The 25301-nt window shown below is 60.2% G+C and carries 23 protein-coding genes; 11 read left to right on the top strand and 12 right to left on the bottom strand.

Features of this window, described 5'->3' with window-relative positions; genetic code table 11:
• Positions 1-54 precede the first annotated feature (54 nt).
• Genes thiL through nrdR form a run of 3 tightly spaced genes read right to left on the bottom strand, consistent with a single transcriptional unit; the run spans position 55 to position 2082 of the window.
• Positions 55-999, bottom strand: coding sequence for a thiamine-phosphate kinase (thiL, locus tag E3E11_RS08340; protein ID WP_231118911.1), 945 nt, complete (start codon positions 997-999; stop codon positions 55-57).
• A gap of 53 nt (positions 1000-1052) precedes the next feature.
• The gene (gene nusB, locus E3E11_RS08335) at positions 1053-1589 is read right to left on the bottom strand and encodes a transcription antitermination factor NusB (protein ID WP_407938677.1); all 537 of its coding nucleotides are present in this window, start codon (positions 1587-1589) and stop codon (positions 1053-1055) included.
• Positions 1590-1599: 10 nt separating this feature from the next.
• Positions 1600-2082 (bottom strand): transcriptional regulator NrdR, encoded by a 483-nt coding sequence (nrdR, locus tag E3E11_RS08330; RefSeq protein WP_141451979.1) that lies wholly within the window; start codon positions 2080-2082, stop codon positions 1600-1602.
• Between the two features lie 178 nt (positions 2083-2260).
• Here nrdR and E3E11_RS08325 point away from each other — a divergent pair, with 178 nt between their 5' ends.
• Positions 2261-2794, top strand: coding sequence for a copper chaperone PCu(A)C (locus E3E11_RS08325; protein WP_168189233.1), 534 nt, complete (start codon positions 2261-2263; stop codon positions 2792-2794).
• Positions 2795-2843: 49 nt separating this feature from the next.
• On the opposite strand, the gene recQ is transcribed toward E3E11_RS08325, so the two are convergent.
• The 4 genes from recQ to E3E11_RS08305 all read right to left on the bottom strand — a co-directional run bounded on the left by recQ (position 2844) and on the right by E3E11_RS08305 (position 8905).
• On the bottom strand, positions 2844-4718 hold the full coding sequence (gene recQ, locus E3E11_RS08320) for a DNA helicase RecQ (protein ID WP_141451977.1): 1875 nt from the start codon (positions 4716-4718) through the stop codon (positions 2844-2846).
• Between the two features lie 73 nt (positions 4719-4791).
• The gene (locus E3E11_RS08315) at positions 4792-5208 is read right to left on the bottom strand and encodes an OmpA family protein (RefSeq protein ID WP_141451976.1); all 417 of its coding nucleotides are present in this window, start codon (positions 5206-5208) and stop codon (positions 4792-4794) included.
• 203 nt (positions 5209-5411) lie between these two features.
• Entirely contained in the window at positions 5412-7121 is a 1710-nt protein-coding gene (cydC, locus tag E3E11_RS08310; protein WP_141451975.1) for a thiol reductant ABC exporter subunit CydC, read from the bottom strand.
• Positions 7118-8905, bottom strand: coding sequence for an ABC transporter ATP-binding protein/permease (locus E3E11_RS08305; protein WP_141451974.1), 1788 nt, complete (start codon positions 8903-8905; stop codon positions 7118-7120). The genes cydC and E3E11_RS08305 overlap by 4 nt, the downstream gene beginning before the upstream one ends.
• Before the next feature lie 133 nt (positions 8906-9038).
• Here E3E11_RS08305 and E3E11_RS08300 point away from each other — a divergent pair, with 133 nt between their 5' ends.
• Positions 9039-10898 (top strand): ABC-F family ATP-binding cassette domain-containing protein, encoded by a 1860-nt coding sequence (locus tag E3E11_RS08300; RefSeq protein ID WP_141451973.1) that lies wholly within the window; start codon positions 9039-9041, stop codon positions 10896-10898.
• A gap of 39 nt (positions 10899-10937) precedes the next feature.
• Here the strand turns inward: E3E11_RS08300 and E3E11_RS08295 are convergent, their stop codons facing one another.
• Positions 10938-11963 carry a Gfo/Idh/MocA family protein gene (locus tag E3E11_RS08295; RefSeq protein WP_141451972.1) on the bottom strand — a complete coding sequence of 342 codons (1026 nt, stop codon included), beginning with the start codon at positions 11961-11963 and terminating at the stop codon, positions 10938-10940.
• A 203-nt stretch (positions 11964-12166) separates the two neighbouring features.
• Between E3E11_RS08295 and secD the strand changes: the two genes are divergently transcribed.
• Together secD and secF are read left to right on the top strand one after the other, a co-directional pair.
• Positions 12167-13708 carry a protein translocase subunit SecD gene (gene secD, locus E3E11_RS08290; protein WP_456306579.1) on the top strand — a complete coding sequence of 514 codons (1542 nt, stop codon included), beginning with the start codon at positions 12167-12169 and terminating at the stop codon, positions 13706-13708.
• Between the two features lie 4 nt (positions 13709-13712).
• Entirely contained in the window at positions 13713-14654 is a 942-nt protein-coding gene (gene secF, locus E3E11_RS08285) for a protein translocase subunit SecF (RefSeq protein ID WP_141451971.1), read from the top strand.
• A gap of 45 nt (positions 14655-14699) precedes the next feature.
• Here secF and E3E11_RS08280 read toward each other — a convergent pair whose 3' ends face one another.
• Together E3E11_RS08280 and mscL are read right to left on the bottom strand one after the other, a co-directional pair.
• The gene (locus E3E11_RS08280; RefSeq protein ID WP_141451970.1) at positions 14700-15080 is read right to left on the bottom strand and encodes a hypothetical protein; all 381 of its coding nucleotides are present in this window, start codon (positions 15078-15080) and stop codon (positions 14700-14702) included.
• Positions 15081-15166: 86 nt separating this feature from the next.
• Complete coding sequence (mscL, locus tag E3E11_RS08275) at positions 15167-15643, bottom strand: large conductance mechanosensitive channel protein MscL (protein WP_141451969.1); 477 nt, start codon at positions 15641-15643, stop codon at positions 15167-15169.
• 281 nt (positions 15644-15924) lie between these two features.
• On the opposite strand from mscL, the gene rpmE reads away from it, so the two are divergent.
• From rpmE to E3E11_RS08255, 4 genes are all read left to right on the top strand, one after another.
• Positions 15925-16155 (top strand): 50S ribosomal protein L31, encoded by a 231-nt coding sequence (rpmE, locus tag E3E11_RS08270; protein ID WP_141451968.1) that lies wholly within the window; start codon positions 15925-15927, stop codon positions 16153-16155.
• A 316-nt stretch (positions 16156-16471) separates the two neighbouring features.
• On the top strand, positions 16472-17059 hold the full coding sequence (locus E3E11_RS08265; RefSeq protein WP_141451967.1) for a DUF1013 domain-containing protein: 588 nt from the start codon (positions 16472-16474) through the stop codon (positions 17057-17059).
• A 10-nt stretch (positions 17060-17069) separates the two neighbouring features.
• Complete coding sequence (gene purE, locus E3E11_RS08260; RefSeq protein ID WP_141451966.1) at positions 17070-17591, top strand: 5-(carboxyamino)imidazole ribonucleotide mutase; 522 nt, start codon at positions 17070-17072, stop codon at positions 17589-17591.
• Positions 17592-17643: 52 nt separating this feature from the next.
• Positions 17644-18789, top strand: a complete 1146-nt coding sequence (locus tag E3E11_RS08255) for a 5-(carboxyamino)imidazole ribonucleotide synthase (RefSeq protein WP_141451965.1) — start codon at positions 17644-17646, stop codon at positions 18787-18789.
• 22 nt (positions 18790-18811) lie between these two features.
• Here E3E11_RS08255 and E3E11_RS08250 read toward each other — a convergent pair whose 3' ends face one another.
• Together E3E11_RS08250 and E3E11_RS08245 are read right to left on the bottom strand one after the other, a co-directional pair.
• Complete coding sequence (locus E3E11_RS08250) at positions 18812-19468, bottom strand: JAB domain-containing protein (protein WP_141451964.1); 657 nt, start codon at positions 19466-19468, stop codon at positions 18812-18814.
• Positions 19469-19499: 31 nt separating this feature from the next.
• Positions 19500-20219, bottom strand: a complete 720-nt coding sequence (locus E3E11_RS08245; protein WP_141451963.1) for a UPF0758 domain-containing protein — start codon at positions 20217-20219, stop codon at positions 19500-19502.
• Between the two features lie 25 nt (positions 20220-20244).
• On the opposite strand from E3E11_RS08245, the gene E3E11_RS08240 reads away from it, so the two are divergent.
• Genes E3E11_RS08240 through E3E11_RS08230 form a run of 3 tightly spaced genes read left to right on the top strand, consistent with a single transcriptional unit; the run spans position 20245 to position 25283 of the window.
• Positions 20245-22470, top strand: a complete 2226-nt coding sequence (locus E3E11_RS08240; protein ID WP_141452278.1) for an ATP-dependent helicase — start codon at positions 20245-20247, stop codon at positions 22468-22470.
• Positions 22471-22523: 53 nt separating this feature from the next.
• Positions 22524-23429: a 50S ribosomal protein L11 methyltransferase gene (locus tag E3E11_RS08235; RefSeq protein ID WP_141452276.1), complete on the top strand. Its 906-nt coding sequence runs from the start codon at positions 22524-22526 to the stop codon at positions 23427-23429.
• Positions 23430-23486: 57 nt separating this feature from the next.
• Complete coding sequence (locus E3E11_RS08230) at positions 23487-25283, top strand: aminopeptidase P family protein (protein WP_141451962.1); 1797 nt, start codon at positions 23487-23489, stop codon at positions 25281-25283.
• The last annotated feature ends 18 nt before the right edge of the window (positions 25284-25301 follow it).

Genomic DNA, 25301 nt, shown 5'->3' with positions numbered 1-25301 from the left:
ATAAGAATTACCTGTTGAGATGACCTGATTTATTACAATCAGGCAGTCAAAGACTTAAAAATGCTGCCAACCTGTGCGTGTCAGTTTCAGGGGAAAGCCGTCTGTGCCCAGCACATCAACCCCTGTGCCCTGCTCTACTTTTCCAATGGAAGTGACGGGAATTCCCTGAGCAGCACAGATTTTTTTCAGTGCAGAAATCCGGTGGGGCGGAACGGTCATGAGAAGCTCGTAATCATCTCCCCCCAGCAGACGCGTCTCATGCCAGGCTTCCCCTGCCGCCTGCCCAGCCGGGCTGTAGGGGAAACGTCGCTCATCCAGAACGAGTTTGACGCCTGATTCTTCAGCAATATGGCCGGCATCCTGAATAACACCATCAGAAATATCCATGGCCGTGGTGACGATCCCGAACAGATCCAAGCCCAGTCGTGGGGTCGGCAGCTGATAGGCGCGTACCAGCTCCCCGCTTGGGTCATTCAGCTTTCCCGTGCGAACCTGCAGGCCAAGAGCCCCATTGCCCAGCTGCCCTGTAACCCACACCTCATCCCCAGGCTGAGCCCTGTCACGGCGCAGAGCCTGACCGACCGGCACTTCTCCGAAAACCGTCATGCTGAGCACCAGGGGACCTGTGGTGCTGGTCGTATCGCCGCCCAGCAGACTCAGCCCATACAGGGACTGGTCCTTCTGCAGGCCCCGTGCGAATTCCGAGAACCATTTCTCCCCGTATGGGCCTTGCGGGTCCAGCGTGACATTCAGCGTATAGCCGACCGGCTTTGCCCCCATGGCCGCGAGGTCTGAAAGATTGCAGCGCAGCAGTTTCTGCCCGACCGTTTCAGGGGGATCACCGGGAAGAAAATGTCGGTTTTCCACCATTGTGTCGCTTGAGACGACCAGTTCATGTCCGCTTGCCGGGCGTAGGATGGCGCCGTCATTGCGAAGATCATAAGCCCCTTCACCCGAAAGGGGGCGGAAATGGCGACCGATAAAATCGAATTCTCCCATGATCTTCTAGCCCCTCTTCCTATGGGTTTTGCGCGCAGCAGTCCCAGGGATTTTCAGGAAGCGGCAAGCTTCCTGCGGGCAGCATCAAGAATGCCATTGACCATTTTGGGTTCTTCCCCACTGAAGAAGCCGTGAGCGACGTCCATGTATTCGTTGATGACAACTTGCGGTGGCCGTCCGCTTCTCAATTCGGCAATGGCTGCCCGAAGCAGAGCGCGCAGCACCGGGTCAAGGCGTTCCAGTGGCCAGGCTTCGGGCAGAAGGCTGGAGAGCAGGCGGTCATTCTCCTCCTGTTCCCGCGTTGCGACATGTACCACTTCTTCCAGCAGCTTCAGATCTGCCTGCGGGATATCCCCTTCATCAAAGTGCGAGTTGGGAGCAATGCGGCGATGGTGGGTGAATTCCCTCAGCACCGTTTCAGCATTCTGCCCGCTTTGCTCACACTGAAAGAGTGCCTGTACTGCTGCCACACGGGCAATGGTACGGCTGCGCGCGCCGGGATCCTTCTTTTCATTTCCGGGCATATCCTTGGGGGTCTTTCCAGGCGCTGAAGTTTCTTTTGGAGAAGACGGGATCGTGGACGATGTCATAAAATAGCTCCTAAGGTCCGTCTTTCCCGAGTTCGGAAGAAGGTGGACAATTCATGTCAGAGAGAATCTTCGAGAAGGCTTCCACCTCTCTGAAATCCCGGTAAACGCTCGCGAACCGGACATAAGCCACACCGTCTACTTCGCGCAATGCATCCATAGCCAATTCTCCGATGCGCTGCGACGAAATTTCCTGCTCGCCCGAGGCTTCAAGCTGGCGGACCAGCCCGTTTACCAGGAGTTCCTGCCTGACTTCGTCAACCGGTCTTTTTCTGAGCGCCGTCCGGAGGGACTGAACCAGTTTCTCGCGGTCAAAGGGAATCTTCCGCCCATCGTTCTTGATGACTGTCAGCTCACGCAGCTGAATGCGTTCCACAGTCGTGAACCGCTGACCGCACCCACAGCAGCCACGCCGCCTTCTGATCGCCGCGCCATCTTCGCTGGAACGGCTATCTTTGACCTGCGTTTCGTGATGACCGCAAAAAGGACAATGCATTATGCTGTTCCGGACATCCTGCAAGAAAGATGAGAAGAGAGGGCCGCCCAGGTGTCACGGCTTGACCGCTCCAGGCGGCAAGTCTATCGAAAAAATCCCGTTTGCGGAATGTCCCCCAGGCGCTCGAATGGCTGTTTTTGCCAGCCTTGCCAGACAGCGTCTCTCCTCAGGAGCGAATATGTCCTCTTCCACACGTCTTTTCAGCCAGGTCTTTTTTGGGAGCCTTGGGATCGGGCTGGCCTTGATCGGGACGGGCAGCAGCCCTGCTCAGGCGGCGGCAGCACCGGAGATCGTGATCCGCGACGGCGTTCTGCAGCCGCCGCGTTATCCGCATCCGGCCGGGACTCCGGGTGACAGGCTGGCGGGTTTTTTCGTTCTTCAGAACAACGGCATGACAGATCAGCTGCTTGAAGGGATCACCTCACCTTTCTGCCAGCAGGTCACGGTCAATCACAGCAATCAGGAAGCCCAGGAGACGGGGGACCCCAGCCTGGACATCTTCCATCATCTCGCCATTCCCCATCAGGCGACGCTGGTTTTCCCTCATGAAGGCTATCACCTGCTCTGCTACGGCTACCGCAAAGATCTCAGGAGCGGTGCTGAAGTGCCTTTCATCTTTCATTTCCGGGGCCGGCCGGATGTCACAGCCAGTTTCAGGCTTGCAGCAGAAGCTTCCTCTGCCCCGGCTCCTGCCAGTTCCAAAACGCAATAATATTTTCCGGTCGTCTGGGAGAACGTCAGTCAGAGCGCTGGCGGCGTGCTCAGCTTTGGGGACGCGCCGCTGAAGCTTCAGTCAGGACGGTCAGAACAGCTTTTCCATAACGTTCGAGCTTGCTGCTCCCGACCCCCTTGATTGAGCCCAAGGCTTGCAGGTCCGTCGGTACAAGGCGGGCAACATCTTTCAGAACAGCATCATGAAAGATGACATAGGGCGGAATTTCCTGCTCCCGCGCTTCTGCCAATCGCCACTGTTTCAGGCGCTGGAACCGTTCCTCTTCTGCAGCCGAAAGGATTATCCCCTCTCCTTCCCGGGACACGCCTTCTTTTGCCCGGAAACCTTTTGAACGAAGAGCCGAATGCACGTCTTCCCGCAGAGGCAAAGGCATCTGTCCCTGCAGCAAGGGGCGTGCTGTTGTCCGGTCAAGGCCCAGGGCGCCATAATCACCATGCATTTTCAGGGCCCCGCGTGCGATCAGCTGGCGGATGACCGTGCGCCACCAGTTTTCTCCGTGATCGGCGCCAATTCCGAAAACAGACAGTTTATCGAGGGCATGGCGCTCTATCATTTCATTCTTTTTGCCGCGCAGGACATTGGTGACGACCACAGCGCCGAAGCGTTCACCTGTCCGGTATACGGCTGAAAGGACTTTCTGGGCGGCCACGCGTCCGTCAAATGTCAGCACCGGGTGGCGGCAATTGTCGCAATGGCCGCATTTTTCCGGCAGTTTTTCACCGAAACATTCCAGGATGGCTTCCGTGCGACAGCCTGTGGTTTCACTCAGAGCAATCATGTTTTCCAGCCGCCCCTGCATGACCCGTTTTTCGCTTTCCGGCGCCTGTGACTGCTCCAGCCAGTAGCGCGCGCGCGCCATGTCCTCTCCCCCATAGAGCAGCAGGGTATGGGCTGTTTCACCATCGCGCCCGGCGCGACCGATCTGCTGGTAATACGCCTCAGGAGAAGCAGGCATGTCCACATGCACCACCAGCCGCACATCAGGCCGGTCGATCCCCATTCCAAAAGCGATCGTGGCGACCACTGTCATGGGCTCGCCTGACCTGAAACGGTGCAGGACGGCACGTTTTTCCAGAGCTGAGAGGCCTGCATGAAAAGCAAGAGCAGTCTGGCCCTTTTCGCGCAATGTGGCCGCCAGGCGTTCCGTGCGCCGACGGCTGCCACAATAGACGATCGCTGCCCCCTCACCGCGGTAACGCTCAAGCGCTTCCAGAAGCTGGCGACTTTCTGACAGTTTCGGCCGGGCCTCCAGCACAAGATTGGGGCGGTGGAAACTGGCGGTGAAAACCCGTGCCTGGGGCATGGCCAGGCTGGCGACGATATCGTCTCGGGTGCGGGGGTCAGCCGTGGCGGTCAGGGCAATGCGCGGCACACCGGGGAAAGCGTCGCTCAGACAGGAAAGAGCGCGGTATTCCGGCCGGAATTCATGCCCCCAGGCCGATACGCAATGTGCTTCATCAATGGCAATGAGAGAAGGTCGGTGCTGGCGCAGAAAATCCAGGGTTCCAGGCGACAGAAGGCGTTCGGGAGAAATATAGAGGAGATCAAGCCTGCGATTGCGCAGGTCATCCCACAACTGATCTTTTTCGTGAAGTTCCAGCTCCGAATGCAGGGCAGCCGCTTTAACGCCCAACTGCTTGAGAGCGGCCACTTGATCGTCCATCAGGGCGATAAGGGGTGAAACAACAATCCCCATGCCTTCGCGGCAGAGAGCGGGAATCTGGTAACAGAGGCTCTTGCCGCCACCCGTCGGCATGAGAACGAGGGCGTCCTCGCCGGCCATGAGCGCGGAGATGACATCTTCCTGCAGCCCCCGGAAGTTCTCAAAGCCGAAAACGTCTTTCAGAACCTTCAGGGGCGCCGTCGGGGTGGGCGCAGCAAAAGCGGCAACTGGATCAGTCATCACCTGTTCTTCATGCCGGTTTACGGTAAAGGAGAACCTGCCCCCCGTTGCCCATAGCCCTATATGCAGTGGCTCAGCGGGGATCGAGCTGGATGGTGACGCGACGCAGTGCCACTCGGGAGGCTTCCAGCTGGGTCGGGGCGAAAGCGCCCATGGTGATGTCCTGGGCAGGAATGCCGTCCTGCTGGAGCATGGTGGCCACGGCTTTCGCGCGCGTGTCGGCCAGTTCCTTCAGCACATACGGGTCACCGTACCGACCGGCCGAGCCTGAAACAACGAGGTGATGGATGTCCCGGCGGTGGGCTGCGTCAGCCGCTTCCCGGATGACTTCCAGGTCTGTCGGGTCCAGGGTGACTGAATCACGTTGGAAGAAAACGACATAGTCATTGCGCGCCGGCCCGTTAGTGCAGCCTGCCAGACTGCCGGCAATTGCCACTGGCAGAGCTGTCAACGTGCACAAACGCCGGAGAAGGATTGAAAGGCGGGACATGGGTTTTCTTCCTTGCAACATGAAGCGGGGACCAGTGTGCACCAGCATGCGTAGCCCCCGGTGGATTTCAGGTCTTAACTGCCCTGCCCTGTTCGGGCGGTCAACAGAGGAGCCGTATTCTTGCAGCATTCTATAGCAGGTATTTCCTGAAGAGACTTTCGCGCCCGGTTTTTCAAAGATTCCGGCTTGCCCTCAGGACCTGGTTAGGGGGTGGATTTTCCGGAGCCGTGGTTCTGGCAGGGTCTCGTGCTGAGATGACCGTCAGTCAGTTCCAGGACCTGGTCAAGCCCTTCAATACCGGTCAGGGCGTGCAGGATCAGCAGGATCGTCCGGGGCTGTTGCCCGGTAAGGCCGTCCCTTGCGGGCAGGTTGTTCAGGGTATGAAGAAAAGCGCGGGCGGTCTCGGGATCCAGCCCGCTCGTAGGCTCATCGAAAATCAGGATTCTGGCCCGCGCCAGCAGAACCCGTGCCAGTGCCAGGCGCCGCCCCTGCCCGCCTGAGAGCCGGGAGCCGTTCTCGCCGATCCAGGTTTCAAGCCCATCCGGCAGGCCGCGGACAAATTCGGCCAGCTGTGCCTGTTCCAGGGCTTCCCAGAGCTGTCGGTCGGCAATGTCCTGCTGGCCCAGGAGAAGGTTGTTGCGGATGGTATCGGCAAAAAGATGGGTGTTTTGGGAAAGCCAGCCGATTTCATGGCGCAGGCTTTCATCCCTTATGGTGTCAAGGGCCACGTCCCCCAGCTTCACCTGACCCTGCCAGGGCATGACCACTTTGAGGCTCAGCGCAGCCACCGTTGACTTCCCAGCCCCGCTCGCTCCCAGCAGAGCGGTCCTGCTTCCTTCAGGCAGCTGAAAGGTGATCCCTTTCAGAACCGGATGGCCTGCAACCCATCCGAAGGTGACGTTTTTAAAGTGAAAATCATACTGCGCCGGGGTGTTGACCGTGCCGGGCGGCACCGCGTTCGGTTGGGCGGCTGCAGACACGACGCGCCGTGCCGCCTGCAGACTGCGTGCCACGACGGCGCCTGCCTGAGGGAGAGCACGGATGCTCCCGAACTGCGCCAGACAGATGAAGAGCGCCGTCATGCTGCGCATGCCGTTCGGTTGGCCGTCCATCAGTCCGGCAGCGGCGAGCAGCACACCGGCAATGCCCGCACTTTCAAACGCTGCGGTCAGCGCCCGGATCAGGGAAAGCCGATGGGCCAGGCGGGCCTGAAGGGCATAAAGCTCCTCCTGCTGCTGTTTTATACGTTCGTTAAACCTCTTTTCGCCGCCAAATATGCGGATTTCTCGCAGGCCCCCGGTCAGCTCGAGAATATCAGCCTGCAGCGCGCCCATCAGCTGCAGCAGCTGCCCTTCGCTTTTCCAGGTCATTCTGGCGGCCAGAAAAGGCAGCCCGGCTGCGACGATCAGAAAGATCCCGGCTTCAAGACAGACCAAGGCCGCTGAGACCTGCCAGCAGAACCAGACCAGCACGGGAAAGGTCAGGTAAGCCACGCCAAACGGCAGAGTGACCCGCAGGTAGAGTCCGTCCAGGGTCTGCACGTCCTGTACCAGGCGTGCCATGAGATCGCCTGAGCGCCGGAAACCCAACCCTGCCGCACTGCCGAAAGCCAGTCGCCTGTAGAACCAGAGACGCAGATCAGCCAGCGCGCGGAACATTGCATCATGGCTCAGCAATCGCTCGAAGTAACGCAGGAGTATTCTGCCGACCCCGCTGAAACGCAGCAGAAGATAACCAGCGCCAGCTCCCCCTGTCGCCAGAACTGCCTGTCCCAGACGCTGCCCGGCCTGGCTCATCAGGAGCAGGCCTGCCAGGGCCGCGCCCAGTGCCACCCCCAGCCCGGCAAGCAGGCGCCCTCTCTGGGGGTGCCAGACCTGCAGAAGTGTTAACAGGATTTCTGAAAGCGCTTTCATGCCTGCGCTCCCTTTCTGTGGTCCGTCCCCGAGCGGCTGCCGTCCTGCAGAAAAACGACCTTTCCGTGTTGCAGGGAAATGCACTGGGCGTGCGAGAGTTGCCTGAAAGCCGTTGAATGGGTGGCCAGCACGACTGTCCGGCTGTGCATCAGAGCTTCGAGCGCCTGCACAATGCCGGCTTCCGCTTCTGCGTCCAGATGGGCTGTCGGTTCGTCAAGGACCAGGAGCGGGGCGTTCTTCAGCCATGCACGGGCGATGGCAACCCGTTGTGCCTGCCCTCCTGACAGGCCGTAACCTCCCTCTCCAACGCGTGTTTGCAGTCCGGCCGGCAGCTGATCCAGAAAGGCTGCAACGCCCGAAGCCTGCAGGGCCTCTGCCAGGGTCTCGGGCGTGGCCTGCGGATTGCCGAACAGGATATTTTCCTCCAGAGAGCCCGAGAACAGAACCGGTTTCTGGCCTATCCAGGCGATCAGCTCGGTCAGGGAGGTGGGCGAAAGCAGGGCGATATCGGCCCCGCCCAGCAGGATTTTTCCGCTCTGTGGCTGGATGAAGCCGATCAGCAACTCCAGAAGGGTTGTTTTGCCGACCCCCGATGTACCTTCGATGATCAGGATTCCGCCTGGCTGCACGTGCAAGGTGACATCATCAAGAACTTCCGGCTGCCCTTCTGCCCATCGGTAACTGACATTTTTGAAATCCACGCTGATGCCCCAGGCTTCCGGCAGCGGCAGCTGGGAGGATTCTGCCCCCTCTTCCACCAGCGGTGGGGGTGGAGGAAGGGGGCCGAGTTCTATCACCGCTTCAGCCATGGCCTTGCCACGGGCGCGATCCTGATAGGCGGCTGCCATCCGCCGCACCGGTCCGAACGCTTCCGGAACCATGAAAACAGCAAACAGCGCTGCTGACGTTCGGGAGAGATCCTGGTGATGCATCAGCACGTGGCTTTCGCTGATAACAATCGTCACCAGTGCGCCGACCATGGCAAAATCCGTTGCAGCCGAGGTCAGAAAGGCGAGTCTGAGGACCTTGACCGTACGACGGCGCAGGGAGGTCATGGCCTGTTCCATGACCTGAGCTTCACTTTCGATCCTGCCGGCCAGCACGATGGTTGCCAGGCCCTGCATGCGATCGAGAAAACGCGTCTGCAACCTGGCCATGGCCAGGAATTCACGCCGTGAGGCCCGGGCGGTTGCAATACCGAAAAATGCCTGGAAAGCCGGTAGGGTCAGACAGAACCCCGTCAGAACAAGTCCGGCCCGTGGCGCGACCCATATAACCGCGGCCAGAATGAGCCCCTGGGCCACAATCCAGCTGGCTGAGGCAGGTCGCCATTGGGTGTAGTAGCCCTCCAGAGCTTCAATCCGTTCGCCCAGCAGGGTTCCGAGCATGGCGCTGTGCTGCCAGCGCAGCAGGGCCGGCCCTTCCTGCTGCAGACGCTTCAGAAGGCTGCTGCGCAGGCGACGCCTGGCCTGCTGGCCACCGTGCACGGTGCTTCTGTCCTGCAGCCAGCCCAGAAAGATGCGCAGCACACTGGCTGCCAGGAATCCCAGCAGGGCTTCCAGATGGTCTGCAGCCGTACGGTTCAGAAGGGCTGCAACAAAAAGGGCCAGTTCCCACCCCTGCCAGAGCATTGCCAATGTATCTGCCAGGCCCGCAAGAATGTTGCACCCGATGGCCAGCCTGTTTTCCCGTCCCTGCGCGCGGTGCCAGGCTTTTATCTGGCCGCGGTCAGGGGTGCTCTTCCGGTTCGGGGCAGCAGTTTCACGCGTCTCATCTTTTATCATCCGCCTTCTATACGCATTTTCTCCACGCATTGTCTTGGTCTTGTGGGCTGGGTCTTGTTGCCTGGGCATAACTTACACGGCCAGCTGAGCTCCTCCTCTTGTCATCTCCGCATGGACCTTCCACATCGGCACCATGGCAGCCTCATCCTCAGCCCCGATTCTCAATCTGCAGAACCTGTCCTATACTCTGGGGGGTCGGCCCCTTCTCGAGCAGGCTGACCTGACCCTCAGTGCCGGCGAGCGCCTGTGCCTGGTGGGACGGAACGGAAGCGGAAAATCCACCCTGCTCCGTCTTGCCGCCGGTGAGTTGGTGAGTGATGGCGGGACGCGTTTTGTGCAGCCCGGGCTGAAAGTGCATTACCTGCCGCAGGAACCCGATCTCTCGCGCTGGGAAACAGCTCTTGATTCCGTCATGGCTGATCTGAGCGAGACGGCCGCCTACAGGGCGCGGGGCATGTTGAAGGAACTCGGCCTGAGGGGCGATGAACGTTGCGGGGACCTTTCAGGCGGTGAGGCCCGTCGTGCCGCCCTGGCCCGCGCACTCGCCAGTGAGCCTGACCTGCTTCTTCTCGATGAGCCCACCAATCACCTGGACCTCGACTGCATTGCCTGGCTTGAGCGTGAACTTCTGGCTTCAGGTGCTGCCATGGCGCTTATCAGCCATGACCGGCGCTTTCTGGAGACGCTCTGCGAATCTGTGGTCTGGCTTGAACAGGGCCGCACACGCAGGGTGGAGATGAATTTCTCACGGTTTGAGGCGTGGCGTGACGAACAGCTGGAACTGGAGGAACGGGCAGCCCACAAGCTGGACCGCCAGATCTCGCGTGAAGAGGACTGGATGCGTTACGGGGTCACGGCACGCCGCAAGCGCAATGTCCGCCGTGTCGCGGAGCTTCAGGGCTTGCGGGACCGCAAACGTGACCTTGCCAGCCGCAATCGCGGGACCCTCAGAATGGAAGCCGCTGAAGCGGCCAATACCAGCCGCCTTCTCATTGATGCGGAACAGCTTGGCTGGCGCTGGAATGCGGATCAGCCACCCCTGATCGGGCAGCTTGATCTCAAGCTGTGCCGGGGGGAGCGCCTGGGCATCTGCGGACCGAACGGGGTGGGCAAGACCACCCTGCTCCGCCTCCTTACCGGCCAGATAGCGCCCCAGCAGGGCTCTGTCCGGCTCAGCCCTTCCCTGCAGATGGTCACGCTGGATCAGCACCGCAGCCTGCTGGGTCATCCCCGTGAAGGGGCGCGCACGGTTGCCGATATTCTGACTGACGGTCATGGAGATATGGTCCGGATCGGCAATGAGACCCGCCATGTCATCGGGTATATGAAGGACTTTCTCTTCCGCCCTGAACAGGCCCGCACGCCGGTCAGCCAGCTTTCAGGCGGCGAGCGGGGGCGGCTGGCCCTGGCACGTGCGCTGGCGCGCCCCTCCAATCTTCTGGTTCTTGACGAACCCACGAATGATCTGGACCTGGAAACCCTGGATCTTCTGCAGGAACTGCTTGCCGATTATCAGGGCACGGTGCTGCTGGTCAGCCATGACCGTGACTTTCTCGACCGCCTGGCCACTTCCACCCTGGTGGCTGAAGGAGACGGGAAATGGACGGAATATGCCGGAGGTTATTCCGACATGTGCCGCCTGCGTGATCAGCAGGCAGACGCACAGGCAGCCAGCGCTGGCCAGAGAACCGGCCAGACGGTTTCACGGTCGAAAAATACCCAGGAGCCTGCCGCCGGAACTCCCTCAAAAACCTCTGCCAGGATGAGCTACCGCGACCGCCTCCTTCTGGAATCATTGCCGGCAAAAATCGCAGCCCTTGAAAAGGATGTGGCTGTCTGTCGTAAGGCGCTTGAGGACCCGGAACTTTACGGGCGTGATCCGGCACGTTTCACCAAGGTTACGGAGCTCCTGCAGAAGCTGGAGACCGAGCTGGGCCAGCATGAGGAGAAATGGCTTGAACTCGAGACGTTGCGTGAAAGCCTGGAAGGCTGAGCGATCCCAGGGGCCCCTCTCTTACCCAGGCAGCTGGGTTCAATCGGCAGGCAGGCTGCGAAGCAGGCCGGCTGCCTTCATGGTGTCGCGCGCCTGGGCCATGCTGGCGCTGACCCGCAAGGCCGCATCCAGCGCCCGGATACCGGCCTGAGCATCGACCAGGACCGGCGCGCCTTTGCAGCACGAGGCCACGAAGGCATCGTGTTCGGCAGCGATGCTGTCATGCGGACCCCACTGGACGGTCTTGCGCCTGAAGCCGCCTGTGCCCGGCAGAACGATTCCTTCGCGGCGATTGATATGGACGAGTTCGCGCGCCATGAAATCGGCTGACAGGTAGCCTTCCTGGGAGAAGACCCGCATCTTGCGCTCCGTCTTAAGCGAGATGCGGCTGGCGGTAAGCGAGGCCACGCAGCCATTGGCAAAGCGCACGCGGGCATTGGCGATGTCCTCGGAAGGACTGGAGACAGCCGCTCCCAGCGCATCTATTTCCGCGATCGGGCTGTCCACCACGGCCAGGATGAGATCAAGGTCATGGATCATCAGATCCAGTATCACCGACACGTCCGTGCCACGGGTCTTGTAGGGAGCGATCCGTGTGGCCTCGATATAAAGGGGGTGGGTGATTCTGGCTGTGATCGCGCGGTGCTCAGCTGAGTAACGCAGCAGGTGACCTACCTGCAGCACCAGCTTTTTCTCCTGCGCCAGAGCGGCCAGAAAGCGGGCTTCCTCAAGAGTGGCGGCAATCGGCTTTTCCACCAGGACATGCCGACCAGCCTCAAGCGCTTGGCGCGCCAGGGTGAAGTGGTGCTCGGCTGGGGCGGCGATGATGACCGCTTCCACTTTTTCCAGCAACCTGGCAAAGGCGCCGAAAGCCCGACTGCCTGTTTCAGCGGCTATCTGTGCTGCACGTCCGTGATCGGGGTCGAAAACGCCGACCAGGTTCTGCCCGGCATGCGCGGTGGTTTTCAGGGCATGCAACCGCCCGAAATAGCCTGCGCCTGCGATGCCGACCTGCAGGGGTGCGTCCTGCCCGGGAAAAGCACTGGCAGGGCGGGAAGACGGCATGACGGCTCCTTCACAAGGTCACAGCGGATAACACGGCGGATGATCAAGACCTTAGGGCGCTCAGCCGTCGCCTTCAATGCGTCTTCAATGTCGCGGGGCAGGTTGCATACAAGGAGAGGAAAAGGCATGTTCAGGCGCTTATTTCTCCAGAACCTTTGCTGCCACCTGCCGAGGGTCTCCACTTTCCCCATGTTGTCCTGCTCATGATGTATTACAGTCGTCTCAGAATGCTGGGTGTGATGGCGCTCTGTCTGCTCAGCGTTCTTCTCTGCCTTCCCAACTTCATGAAGGACCCTTTTCCAAGGTGGCTGCCCTGGCATCAGGTCCATCTGGGGCTGGATCTGCGCGGCGGTTCTTTCCTGCTGCTGCAGGTGGATCTCAAGGCGCTTGAAAAGGATCGCCTGCAATCGCTTGAACACCAGATCCGACAGGCGCTGGTGGCAGAGGGTCTGGGTTATGTTGGCATGCAGGCCAATCCGGCTTCGGCTGAGGTGAGCTTCGACCTGCGTGCCCCCAGCGAGCGTGCGGGCGTGCTCAAAACCTTGAACGCCCTGACGCAGGACGTTTCCCATGAATTCGACATTTCCATCTCCCCGGAAGGACATGTGGTGGTGCGCCTGCGTCATGAGGCGTTGGTAGCCCGCGCCCGTGAGGCGGTCACAAGGTCTATCGAGATCGTCCGCCGCCGTATCGACAGCACCGGCGCTCTGGATCCAACGATCGCCCGCCAGGGTGAAGACCGGATCATCGTCGAGCTGCCGGGCATCAGCGATCCTGAACGCATCAAGGCCCTTCTGGGCACCACCGCCCATATGACCTTCCATCTCCTGGCGCCCAATCCGACCCAGGAAGTTCCGGGGGCGACCATGCTTCCCACGCAGGATGGACGGAAACTGGCTGTGCTCGATCCGGTGGAAGTGGACGGGGCGGACCTGGCGGATGCGAATGCCACAATGAGCGACGGCAAATGGGCCGTTCACCTGAAGTTCGACACCAAGGGGGCGGAAGATTTCGCCCGCATCACCACAGCCAATGTCGGCAAACCCTTTGCCATCGTTCTGGACGGGCGCGTCATTACCTATCCGGTCATCAACTCGCCCATCACGGCTGGCCAGGGTGAGATTTCCGGCAATTTCAGCGCCCAGTCCGCAGCAGACCTGGCTGTTCTGCTGCGCGCCGGCGCCCTGCCTGCCCCTCTCACGGTCGTCGAGCAGCGCAGTATCGGTCCGAGCCTGGGTGAAGCCTCAATCCGTGCCGGTCTCCTGAGCCTGGGAACAGGTTTCCTGCTGGTCGTCACCTTCATGCTGCTGTTTTACGGCCGGTTCGGGTTTTATGCCGATATCGCGCTGCTGGTGAATCTGATCATGATCCTGGCCGTGCTGTCGCTGTTTGAGGCCACCCTCACCCTGCCCGGCATGGCGGGCATACTTCTGACCCTCGGCATGGCCGTGGACGCCAACATTCTCATCAATGAGCGTATCCGTGAAGAAGTCAGGTTGGGCCGTAAGCCCCTGCAGGCCCTGCAGACGGGGTTCGAACGGGCGACCGGAACGATCATAGACAGCAATGCCACTGCCTTTCTGGCGCATGTCATGCTCTTTGTCTTCGGCACGGGGCCGGTCAAGAACTTTGCCCTGACGATCACGATCGGCATCGGCACGACGCTCTTTACCACCCTGGTGCTCTCACGGATGCTGATCATCCGCTGGTATGCGCATACCCGCCCCCAGAAACTTCCGGTCTGACACCATGCTTTCCCGCCCGCTTTTCCGTTTCGCCCGCGACGATCACAACATCCCCTTCCTGAAAGGGGGCAAGATCGGCCTGATGACATCGGCCGTGCTGTCGCTGCTGTCGATCTGCCTGTTCTTCTATCCCGGTCTCAACCTGGGCCTGGACTTCCGGGGCGGTGTGGTCATGGAAATCCATACGCCCCGCCCGGAAACGCCCGCTGAAGTCCGCGCCATTCTGGACAAGGCCCATATTGACACGGCCTCCGTGCAGACTTTCGGCTCCCCGCAGGACCTGCGGATTGCCATCAATCTGCCCCGCGGCCCCCAGCAGCCCGGGCAGACCAACCAGACCATTGATTACCTGCGCCAGGTCGTGACCACTTCCATTGCCGGGGTGCAGATCGAGCAGGCGGATGCGGTAGGCGCTTCGGTCTCCAAGGAATTGCTGCGCAACGGGATCCTGGCGCTGGTCTTCAGTCTGGCCATGATCATGATCTATATCTGGATCCGCTTCGAGCGCGAATTCGCCCTCAGCGCCGTGATCACCCTGGTGCTGGACCTGACGAAGACCATCGGTTTTCTGGTGATCACGCGCTTCGAGTTCGATGCTGTCATGATCGCGGCCATTCTGACGATCCTGGGCTATTCCACCAATGACAAGGTCGTCGTCTATGACCGGATCCGCGAAAACCTGCGCAAATACCGCAAGATGCCCTTGGCGGAAGTTCTCAATCTTTCCATCAATGAGACCCTGAACCGAACCCTGGCGACGTCATCAACCGTTTTTCTGGCCGCCCTTCCCCTGGCCCTGTTCGGAGGCAGCACGCTGACCGGATTTGCGACCGTCATGCTGTTCGGCATCGTGGTCGGTACGTCCTCATCCATCTTCATCGCAGCGCCACTTCTGTTGCTGCTCGGGCGCAAGCGGCTCCGGCCTGAAGTGGAAAAGCGGAACTGATCCCAGCTGAGCTTGGCGGACAGGGGATATTCAGATCAGCCGGTTTTACTGAGAAGCCGGCCCTTTGGGGATGAGGCCGATATAATGGGCCAGGAGCTGATCGGCCCGGAAATCGGATTTCTCGGACGGATTGCGAAGATTGCGTTCGATGGCTTCACGCGCTTCACGGTCAGCCTGCAGAAGGGCCGGTAATTCCTGGTGGGTCAGATAGCCTGACACCATGGAGCCACGCACCATGCCGTTCACGATGAAATAGGCATAAGCGCGTGCGTTGGGCGACATCGGAATGCCCTCCTCCCCACGCTCCTGGGCCGTGGTGCAGCCGATGGAAGCGCCCATGAAAAGGACGATTGTCCCGATCACGCCCGCCCGAAGCACTCTCTGCTGCAGCTTGCAGGCCGGGGATAGAGCGGTGCAGGCAGTCACATCTTTCCGGCAGAAGGCAGGTGCAGAAAGGCTTCTCCTCTCTGCACCTGCAGGCCTTTTGAAAGAAGTGCGGAAAAGGGAAAAGCTCATTTCGGTGCTTCTTCCTTTACCCCTTCCCTGGCTGCCAGCAGATCGCGGATCTGGGTCAGAAGCACTTCCTCCTGGCTGGGAGCTGGGGGCGTGTCCTGTTTCTGCTCATGCATCAGGCGGGAAAGAATGCGGACGAGCCAGAAAATGAAGAAAGCGATGATCAGGAACTGCAGAACGGCGTTGAGAAAAAGGCCGAAATTCAGCGTGACCGCCCCGGCTTTCTGGGCTTCCGCCAAGGTGGATTTAACAGGGCCCTTCAGGGTGACAAACAGGTTGGTGAAGTCCACCCCTCCTGTTAGCAGACCCAGAAGCGGGGTCAGGATATCCTTGACGGCGCTGTTGACGATGGCGGTGAATGCCGCGCCGACCACCACGCCCACAGCCATGTCAACGACATTGCCGCGCATGATGAATTTACGGAAATCCTGAATCCATTGCGGCGTTTTCAGATGGGAGTTCTTGAGGGAAGCCATATAGATTTTCACCCTAGGTTGGAGCGCTGGCGGGAAAGGACGTGGTTTATAAGAACTTCCCACACGGTCTGTCCGGCAAATATAAGCTTCGCGCTCTTTGCGGTCGAGCCTTCTTCACAAGGATCATTTTGGAGATCATTTCGGCACCGGCCGGACTGAGGGATATGGAAGAACATAGTTTCTTTCTTGGCCAGACGGGTTTTCTCCCAGGCAGAAATTGGCTATAGGGCGGCTTTCCGCTCCGGTCGGTATCGGAGCATCCGTTCTGAGGTTACCTACACATGAAATCCGGCATCCACCCCGACTACCATGAAATCACTGTCATCATGGCTGATGGCAGCGAATACAAGACGCGTTCCTGCTACGGCAAGGCTGGTGACACGCTGCGTCTGGACATCGATCCCAAAACCCATCCGGCCTGGACCGGCGTGCAGCGTATGCTGGATACGGGCGGCCAGGTTGCCAAGTTCAACAAGCGCTTTGGCGGCATCGGTAATATCAAGAAGAAGTAAAGGATTCGACAGGCGGATGGCATGTCTTTCCGCCTGAGCGGCCGGAAGTTGAGGTCTGCGCTTCATGTAGCCAGTTGCTGGTTCCAGGCCCCCACGTCGCCTTGACCTCCTGCAGTCTCCTGCCCATGTTTGAAGTCTGTTCCAGGCGGCTAGGCGGCTTTTCCCCCTGAGCGCGGGTAGATTTCGGCGTGATCCGGCTGGTCCCTGATCTTCCTTTGCTTTTTCAACCTTACTGAAAGCACCGTTTCCAAGGTAAGGTTTCCGAAGGACGTACCGTCGTTCTTCCCTTCGTTCTGCTACGAAAGACCCTGCTGTTATGTCCCTTCCGCTGATGCCCAAGGCCACTGCAGTGTGGCTGATCGACAAGACCGGTCTGACCTTCACCCAGATCGCCGAATTCTGCGGGATGCATCCCCTGGAAGTCCAGGCCATCGCCGATGGTGAAGTGGCAGCTGGCATCAATGGCTATGACCCGATCGCAAACAATCAGGTCACTGAAGCGGAGATCAAGCGTTGTGAAGCTGATCCGGCAGCGCGTCTGAAAAAGACAGCGGCGACCAATCCCGTGGCACGTCGCGCCAAAGGTGCGCGTTATACGCCGGTCGCCAAGCGCAATGATCGCCCTGATGCCATCGCCTTCCTGCTGCGCCAGTTCCCCCAGCTGGCAGATGCGCAGATCGTGCGCCTTCTGGGCACTACAAAAGACACGATTGCCAAGATCCGGACGCGCCAGCACTGGAACAGCGCCAACATCAAGCCGCGTGACCCCGTCATTCTGGGCCTGTGCACGCAGATGGATCTCAATACAGCCGTCTCGGCAGCCAATGAACGCCTGGCCCGTGAAGGACAGCTCGTGCCGGGCCAGACGGCTGGTGAAAACCTGTCTGCCCATTCTGAGCAGTAACGGCCACCCTATGCCGGACGGACAGCGCCCTCCTTCCCCTTCTGAGCCGGCACCGGCGCAGGTTGGCGTGATCATGGGCAGCCAGTCTGACTGGGAAACCATGCGTCATGCCTGTGATATCCTGAAAAAACTCGGCATTCCCTTTGAGACGCGCATTGTATCAGCTCACAGGACCCCTGACCGCCTGGCTGAATATGCCCGGACGGCACGTGAGCGGGGTCTGAAAACGATCATTGCTGGGGCTGGGGGGGCTGCACACCTACCCGGCATGTGTGCAGCCTGGACCACGCTGCCCGTTCTGGGAGTGCCGGTGGAAAGCCGGGTGCTCAAGGGCCAGGACAGTCTTCTCTCGATCGTTCAGATGCCGGGTGGGGTGCCTGTCGGCACGCTGGCCATTGGCAAGGCAGGTGCCATCAATGCCGGTCTGCTGGCTGCCTCCATCCTCTCCCTTTCAGATCCCGCCCTTCACCAGCGCCTTGAGGCGTGGCGGACGCAGCAGACCGAAAACGTGGCTGAAACCCCAGCGGCCTGACCGCTCCTTTCCATGAGTTCCCGCCCGTTTCGCCAGGGAGGATCCCGTACCGATGTCGACCCCCTTTTCTCTTCTTCCAGGCGCCACCATCGGCATCATCGGCGGCGGACAGCTGGGCCGTATGTCAGCGATGGCAGCGGCACGGCTGGGTTTCAGGACGCACATCCTCAGCGATACGGCCCAGGCACCGGCAGCGCAGACAGCAAATGAGCTGACTGTCGGCGCCTATGATGACCCGACTGTTCTTGAAGAATTTGCCCGCAATTGCGACGTGATCACCTTCGAGTTCGAAAACATCAGCCTGCAGGGTTTGAAACAGCTTGAAGCCTTCTGCCCGGTGCGGCCTTCCAGGCATATTCTGGAAACCAGCCAGGACCGCGTCACCGAAAAAACACGGCTTGGGAAACTCGGCTTTCCGGTCGCCCCCTGGCGGTCGGTGCCCGATCAGGCTGCCCTGGCCTCCTTGGTGGAATTCGGTTTCCCCCTCATCCTGAAAACCACGTGCTTCGGTTATGACGGTAAGGGCCAATTCCGCGTCAACGCCGCTGAAGAGCTGGCGGCTCTTGAAAACACAGATCTCCCTTATCCTCTTGTTGCCGAGAAGAAGATTGATTTCGCCCGGGAGCTGAGCGTCATGGTGGCGCGCAATGAAAAGGGCGAAATGCGTTCTTTCACCCCGACGGAAAACCATCATCGGGACGGTATCCTGCGCGTTTGCATCGCCCCAGCCCCGATTTCCCCGGAGCTTGCCCGCAAGGCACAGGAGATGGCCGAGAAGCTTGCCCGTGATCTCGGGCTGATCGGTCTGCTGGGGGTCGAAATGTTTGAGGATGCCCGAGGAAACCTGCTCATCAATGAGATTGCCCCTCGCCCGCATAATTCCGGGCATTGGACTATGGATGGCTGCCCTGTCGACCAGTTTGAAATGCATATTCGTGCTGTCGCCGGCCTGCCCCTGCCCGAGACCAGGCGACATTCCGATGTCTTCATGCACAATCTGATCGGACCTGAAGGCATGGCCTGCGTTCCGGAACTGCTGGAGGAGAATGCGGCCTGCGTGCATCTCTACGGCAAGGAGGAAGCCAGACCAGGACGGAAAATGGGCCATGTCAACCGCCTTTACCCTTTCGGGGCGCTGCCGGGTCCCCTGACACTGTCATCACTTTCGCCGCTGGAAGCCGAATCCATCCAAAACTGAGCGGCCTGCCAAGAAGCCGGCCTCAGCCTGCGGGTTCCAGCAGCCCCAGATTGCGGAAGCTGCTCCGGCTTCCTCGCCCGATGATATAGTGGTTGATCAGCCTGACCCCGATGACTTTGAGTGCCGCCTCTACCTGCTGGGTCATCACCACGTCCTGCGGTGAAGGTGTAGCGTCCCCCGAGGGATGGTTATGGGCCATGATCAGCCCGTTGGCGTTCAGAAGCAGACATTTCCGGGCGACTTCACGTGGATAAACGGGCGCGTGATTGACGGTTCCGGACCCCTGAATTTCGTCAGCAATCAGACGGTTTTTTCTGTCCAGGAACAGCAGGTGGAAATTCTCGATCTGCTCCCACCCCAGGCGTGCGGTCAGGTAGTCAAGCAAGCCGCTTTCATCTGCCAGAAGGTTGCCTGCTGCCAGGCAGGCGCGATTATAGCGCAGAGCGCACTCCCGTATCACCTGCAGCATGACAGGAAACTGTTTTCCCGCCAGGGGCATCTGAGCCCAGCTTTCCGGCGAGGCGCTGAGAAGAGAGCCGAGATCGGGGAAAGTTTCTGTCAGGTATTGGGTCAGTTCGGCTGCGTCGCTTCCCCCTTTCAGCAGTTCAGCCAGCCGCCTGAACAGCAGGGAGGTTTCTGGCGGATCGGGAAGCGGCAAGGATTGAGGCATGTCGGTCATCGGTTGGAAGCTCTCGGAGATCCTTATAGTTTTATAAAAGGTTTTCCTGAGAGAAACTCATCATCCAGGCCAGCCTGTCTTTGTGGACATAGTCCACCAGAACGGCATCGTGAATGATAAGAGAGAGCGGTTTAAGCGCCAGGGTCAGTCCACGCACGCCTTGCGCCAGTCCCACAGCCGTGCCGCGTGGTGCGCACAGGACAACGATCAGGGCGGTTGCCTGCAGAACCAGGCCCTGCCCAGCCGCTTGCCTGAGCAGACCGACCAGGGGTTGAGGTGTTTCGCTCAGTATTCTGTCACCCAGCAAGCGGTTGCGGTTGTCGAGATAAAGCAGCCTGCAGAAGATACCCGGCTGACAATGCTGCTCCAGATAAGCAACCAATGCCTGCCAATCTCCCAGGACCGGCATCACCGGTCCGGTGCTGGCCGCCAGAGATTTTGCGCCCAGTCGCGGGAACTCCAGCAGCTCTGCTGAGCGCTGATTAAGCCCGCTCTCCATAAGCTCTCTGCGGGAGGCCTGAAACACGCCGGCAAGAGAGCCGAATTTCTGCAGAAGCTTTTTGGCCACCGGTTTGGTGTCCCGGCGCGGAATCCCGCAGAACAGCAGCATTTCCAGCAATTCATAATCCGCCAGAGACGCGGCCCCGTGCTCCAGCACCCGCCTGCGCATGCGGCTGCGGTGTCCTGAAGTGACGGATATTTCAGCCCTGCCAGGCGCGCCTGCAGCAGAAGCAGGTTTAGGCTTGGCCATCCACGTGGCCTGGCAGTATGTTCATATGGTGGCTGATGATCTCTTTCCCCCCTCTCCCCAGGGCGCGTATCTTTCCGCGCTCAATGATGAGCAACGCCAGGCCGTGGAAACCACGGAAGGACCGCTTCTTATCCTGGCCGGTGCCGGCACAGGCAAGACGCGCGTCCTGACAACACGCTTTGCACATATTCTCCTGCAGGGCCATGCATGGCCTGAACAGATCCTGGCGGTCACCTTCACCAACAAAGCGGCGCGCGAAATGCGTGAACGCATTGGCACGCTTCTGGGCAAACCTGTCGATTCCCTGTGGTTGGGCACCTTTCACTCGCTTTGCGCCCGCATGCTGCGCCGTCATGCTGACCTGGCAGGGCTGGAGCGGGACTTCACCATTCTGGATACGGACGACCAGATCCGGCTGCTCAAACAGGTCATGGCGCCTTTCCGGATTGACCTCAAACGCTGGCCGGCGGCACAGATTCTCAACCAGATCCAGACCTGGAAAGACCGTGGCCTCCTGCCTGACGCCATTACGCCTGCCCATGATGAAGCACAGGTTGCCAACGGCCATGCGCGTGCGGTGTATACCGCCTACCAGAACCGGCTGCGTGAACTGAATGCCTGTGACTTCGGCGACCTCATGCTTCACATGGTGACGATTTTCCGCACGCATCCAGATATCCTGGAATATTATCACAAACGGTTTCACTACATCCTGGTGGACGAGTACCAGGATACCAACACCATTCAGTATCTGTGGCTGCGCCTCCTGGCCAAGCGCCCTGACAACCGCCCGGCCAATATCGCCTGTGTCGGCGATGACGATCAGTCCATCTATTCATGGCGTGGAGCGGATATCGAGAACATCCTGCGCTTTGAGAAGGATTTTCCGGGCGCGCATATTGTCCGGCTGGAACGCAACTACCGCTCTACCCCACGTATCCTGGGGGCTGCTGCAGGCATTATCGCCCATAATGAAGAACGTCTGGGCAAAACCCTGCATGCCGGTCAGCAGGCGCTTGAAGGCGAGCCGGTGACTGTCATCAACACACCTGATTCCGATGATGAAGCCCGCACGGTAGGTGGAATGGTGCAGCGCTTCCACCAGGAGGGGCAGTCGCTGGCGGAAATGGCAGTCCTGATGCGGGCCGGTTTCCAGACCCGGCCTTTCGAGGAGAGCCTGATTCGCCTCGGGATCCCCTATCAGGTCATCGGCGGCCTGCGTTTTTATGAGCGTGCGGAAATCCGCGATGGCACGGCCTATATGCGCGCCCTTGTCCAACCCGCTGACGACCTCGCCTTTGAGCGGATCATCAATACCCCAAAGCGCGGCATCGGACCCAAATCGCTCGAGCGCCTGCGTGCCGTAGGCCGCGAGCGACAGCTGCCCCTGCAGGCCACCATCCGCCAGATGCTGGAGCGCAAGGAGCTCAAGGGCAAGGCAGCCGATGAACTGCAGCGCCTGCTCGACGCCTTTGACCGTGCCCGTGAAACCCTGGCTACCCAGGGGCATGTCGTGGCGGTGGAACAGCTGCTCGAAGACAGCGGTTACCTGCAGATGTGGCGTGATGACACCTCGATCGAAGCACCGGGCCGGCTGGACAACCTGCGCGAGCTGCTGCGGGCCATCGGTGAGTTTCCCACCCTGCCTGAATTCCTGGAGCACATCGCCCTGGTGATGGACAGCGACCAGCTGCAGGGCCAAGTGGACCGTATCAGCCTCATGACCCTTCACGCCGCCAAAGGCCTGGAGTTCGATACGGTCTTCCTGCCCGGCTGGGAAGAAGGGCTTTTCCCCTCGCAGCGCTCGCTCGATGAAGGCGGAAACCGCGCTCTGGAAGAGGAAAGAAGGCTCGCTTATGTCGGCCTGACCCGTGCCCGCAAACGTGCCATTATTCTCCATGCCGACAGTCGGCGCCTTTATGCGGGATGGCAGGAATCCCTGCCGAGCCGCTTTCTGGAGGAGCTGCCTGATGAACATGTCAATCGCACGCGCCTGAAACGGCCCCAAAGCTCTTTCGGTGCCCCTGCCTTCGGTCGCCGGAACCGGCTTGGCCAGGAGATGCTGGCAGAACTGAAGGCCACCCGTCCTCCCACCCGCACCGGCCCAGCTCCAGAACTGGGCGCTACGGTAAGACATCCCCGTTTCGGCGTGGGGGTTGTGACAGACATTGAGCGCAATCGTCTCACCATCGAGTTCGAAGAGGCAGGGCAGAAACACATCATGGCTGATTTCGTGGAGATCCTTCCGTGAAAGCTTCTGTTCCTGCAGGTGCGGTCGCTTCCCGAAGCGCCAGCCCTTCAACAATCGCCCCACGCCATATCGGGGCGCGTTATGCACGCCCGCTTGAAACCGTCAGCGTGGTGGTGGAGGAAGCGCATGCTCCTCTCTTTGAACAGGCCCTGCTGTCCTGTTGCCAGACTGTCGGCATTTTCGAGGAGGATGACGCGCAGAAATACTGGCGTCTGGAAGGAGTCAGGGAAAGCGGGCAGAATGACGGTGAACTTGAGGCTGCCCTCGATATTGCGCGCCTCCTGACCGGTGAGGAGGCGCCCCTGACCCGGGTTGCGACGGAAGCCGAAGGGTGGCTCCACCGTACCCAGGAGGCGTTTCCGCCCCAGCAGGTCGGGCAGCGCTTCACGATTCTCGGCACGCATCTGCCGCCCCGACCACAGGATCACCGCCTGAATATCAGGCTGGACGCCGGCATTGCCTTCGGTTCCGGTGAGCACGGCTCGACACGTGGCTGTCTGCGCGCGCTTGAAAAGATCGCTTATCGCCGGCCCCGGAAGATTCTCGATATGGGATGCGGCTCCGGCATCCTGGCCATGGCCGCAGCCAAGCTGCTCGGCAAACCCGTTCTGGCTGTTGATATCGAGCCGTGGTCGGTTCGGGTGGCTGCCGCCAATGCACGCCTGAACAATCTGGGCCCGCAGCTCGACTGTCGTTTCGGCAATGGCTGGCACACGGCTGCCGTGCGCGCCAATGCACCTTATGACCTCGTCTTCGCCAATATCCTCGCCCGCCCCCTCTGCCGCATGGCCCGCTCGCTTGCACAGGCACTGCGCCCGGGCGGGACAGCCATTCTGGCCGGCCTGCTGGACACTCAAGTGCGAATGGTGCTGGCTGCCCATCGCCGCCAGGGCCTCGTTCTGGAACACCGGCTGCAGGAAGGTCCATGGAGTACGCTGATCCTGCGCAAACGCGCCTGAACCTGCCCGGTCTGCGCCGTCCTGCTGACGCATTTTTTTTGTGGAGGCTCTTTGCCCATGCCGTCCTCTTCCCTCCCACTCCGTGAACGCCCTGTCGCAGTAAGGAAAGCCCTTCGTGACCAATCCCTGGATGGGTTCATCCTGCCGCGTGGTGACGGCTACCTGGGGGAATATGTGGCTCCCTCTGATGAACGCCTGGCCTGGCTGACTGGCTTTACGGGAAGTGCCGGTCTGGCCATTGTGCTTGAAGACAAGGCGTGTGTCTTTTCAGATGGTCGCTATACAGCCCAGATGGAGGAACAGGTGCCCCATGATTTGTGGGAGCGCCGTCACATCACCCTTGATCCGCCGCAGCAGTGGCTGGGCGATCACGCCGCCGGAAAGCGGATCGGTTATGACCCCAGGCTGGTCAGCCCGGACCAGCTGGCCGCGTGGCAGCCGCGGGAACAGGCACCGGAAGCCCAGACCCGTTTCGTTGCGGTGGAGATGAATCCCGTTGACCTGGTCTGGCAGGATCGCCCCACCCCGCCTGCTTCAATCGTCACCCCGCAGCCGCTCGAGCTGGCGGGAGAAAGCAGTGCCGGCAAACGCCAGAAAATTGCCCGTGAGCTGCGCAATGCTGGCCAGGCAGCCATGATTCTGGCTGACTGCACCTCAATCGCCTGGCTTTTCAACCTGCGTGGTCAGGACCTCGAAATGCTGCCAGTGGCCCAAGGCTACGCTCTGCTGATGGCTGACGGACAGGCAGCTCTTTTCATGGATCCGACGCGTTTCAGCCAGGGGGGCGATTGGCTTGAAGAGGGAATAGAGGTTTATCCGCCCCAGGAGCTGAAAAAGCACCTTCATGCTTTCACGGGCCAGAAGGTCCGGCTTGACCCCGCCACCACTCCCGCCTGGTTTGTCGAACAGCTTGAAGCAGGTGGAGTGACGCCGGTGCTGGCCCCTGACCTGTGCACATTGCCGAAAGCCCTGAAAAATCCCGTCGAGCAGGAAGGCCACAGGAAAGCCCAGGCCCTAGACGGCATTGCCATGGCCCGCTTCCTGAGCTGGCTGACGCAGCATGGGATCGGCGAAAGCGAAACTGCGCTGGCAGCACAACTGAATGATTTTCGTCGGGCTGCCCCGGAATGCGCCGGGCTCAGTTTTGAAACCATTTCTGGCGTTGGACCCAATGGCGCTTCACCCCATTACCGGGCCGAAGCGGGCAAAGACCGTGTTCTGACGCCCAATTCTGTCTATCTGGTGGACAGTGGCGGGCAATATCATTTCGGCACGACCGATATCACGCGTACGGTCTGGCTTGGTGAAGCGGGCGCGCAGCCGCCGCAGCATGTCAGAAACGCTTTCACACGCGTTCTCAAAGGCCATATCGCCCTGGCACGGGCGCGCTTTCCCGCCGGCACGCCCGGCTACCGGCTTGATACACTGGCCCGGGCTGCCCTGTGGGAAGCCGGGCTGGATTATGATCATGGCACCGGGCACGGGATTGGCAGTTATCTCTCGGTGCATGAAGGGCCGCAATCAATCTCGCCTGCGCCACGGCCGACCGCCTTGCAGGCCGGTATGATTCTTTCCAATGAGCCGGCCTATTACGAACCCGGCGCGTTCGGCATCCGGATAGAAAATCTGCTGCTCGTGCGTGAAAATGATGTCAAAGGCCCGCGGGGACCTTTTCTGGAGTTCGAGACGCTGAGCTACACACCCATTGACCGCCAACTGATCGACACCGCATTGCTCACGCCCCAAGAACGGCGCTGGGTTGACGCTTATCATGCTGAAACATGGCGGCGGGTGAGCCCACATCTGGAAGGTAAAGAGCGCCAGTGGCTGGAAACTGCCTGTGCCCCGCTCTGACCGGCAGGGATCTTGCCT

The organism is Oecophyllibacter saccharovorans (assembly GCF_006542375.1).
Taxonomy (GTDB): Bacteria; Pseudomonadota; Alphaproteobacteria; order Acetobacterales; family Acetobacteraceae; genus Oecophyllibacter; species Oecophyllibacter saccharovorans.
This window is presented reverse-complemented; position numbering and strand designations above follow the sequence as displayed.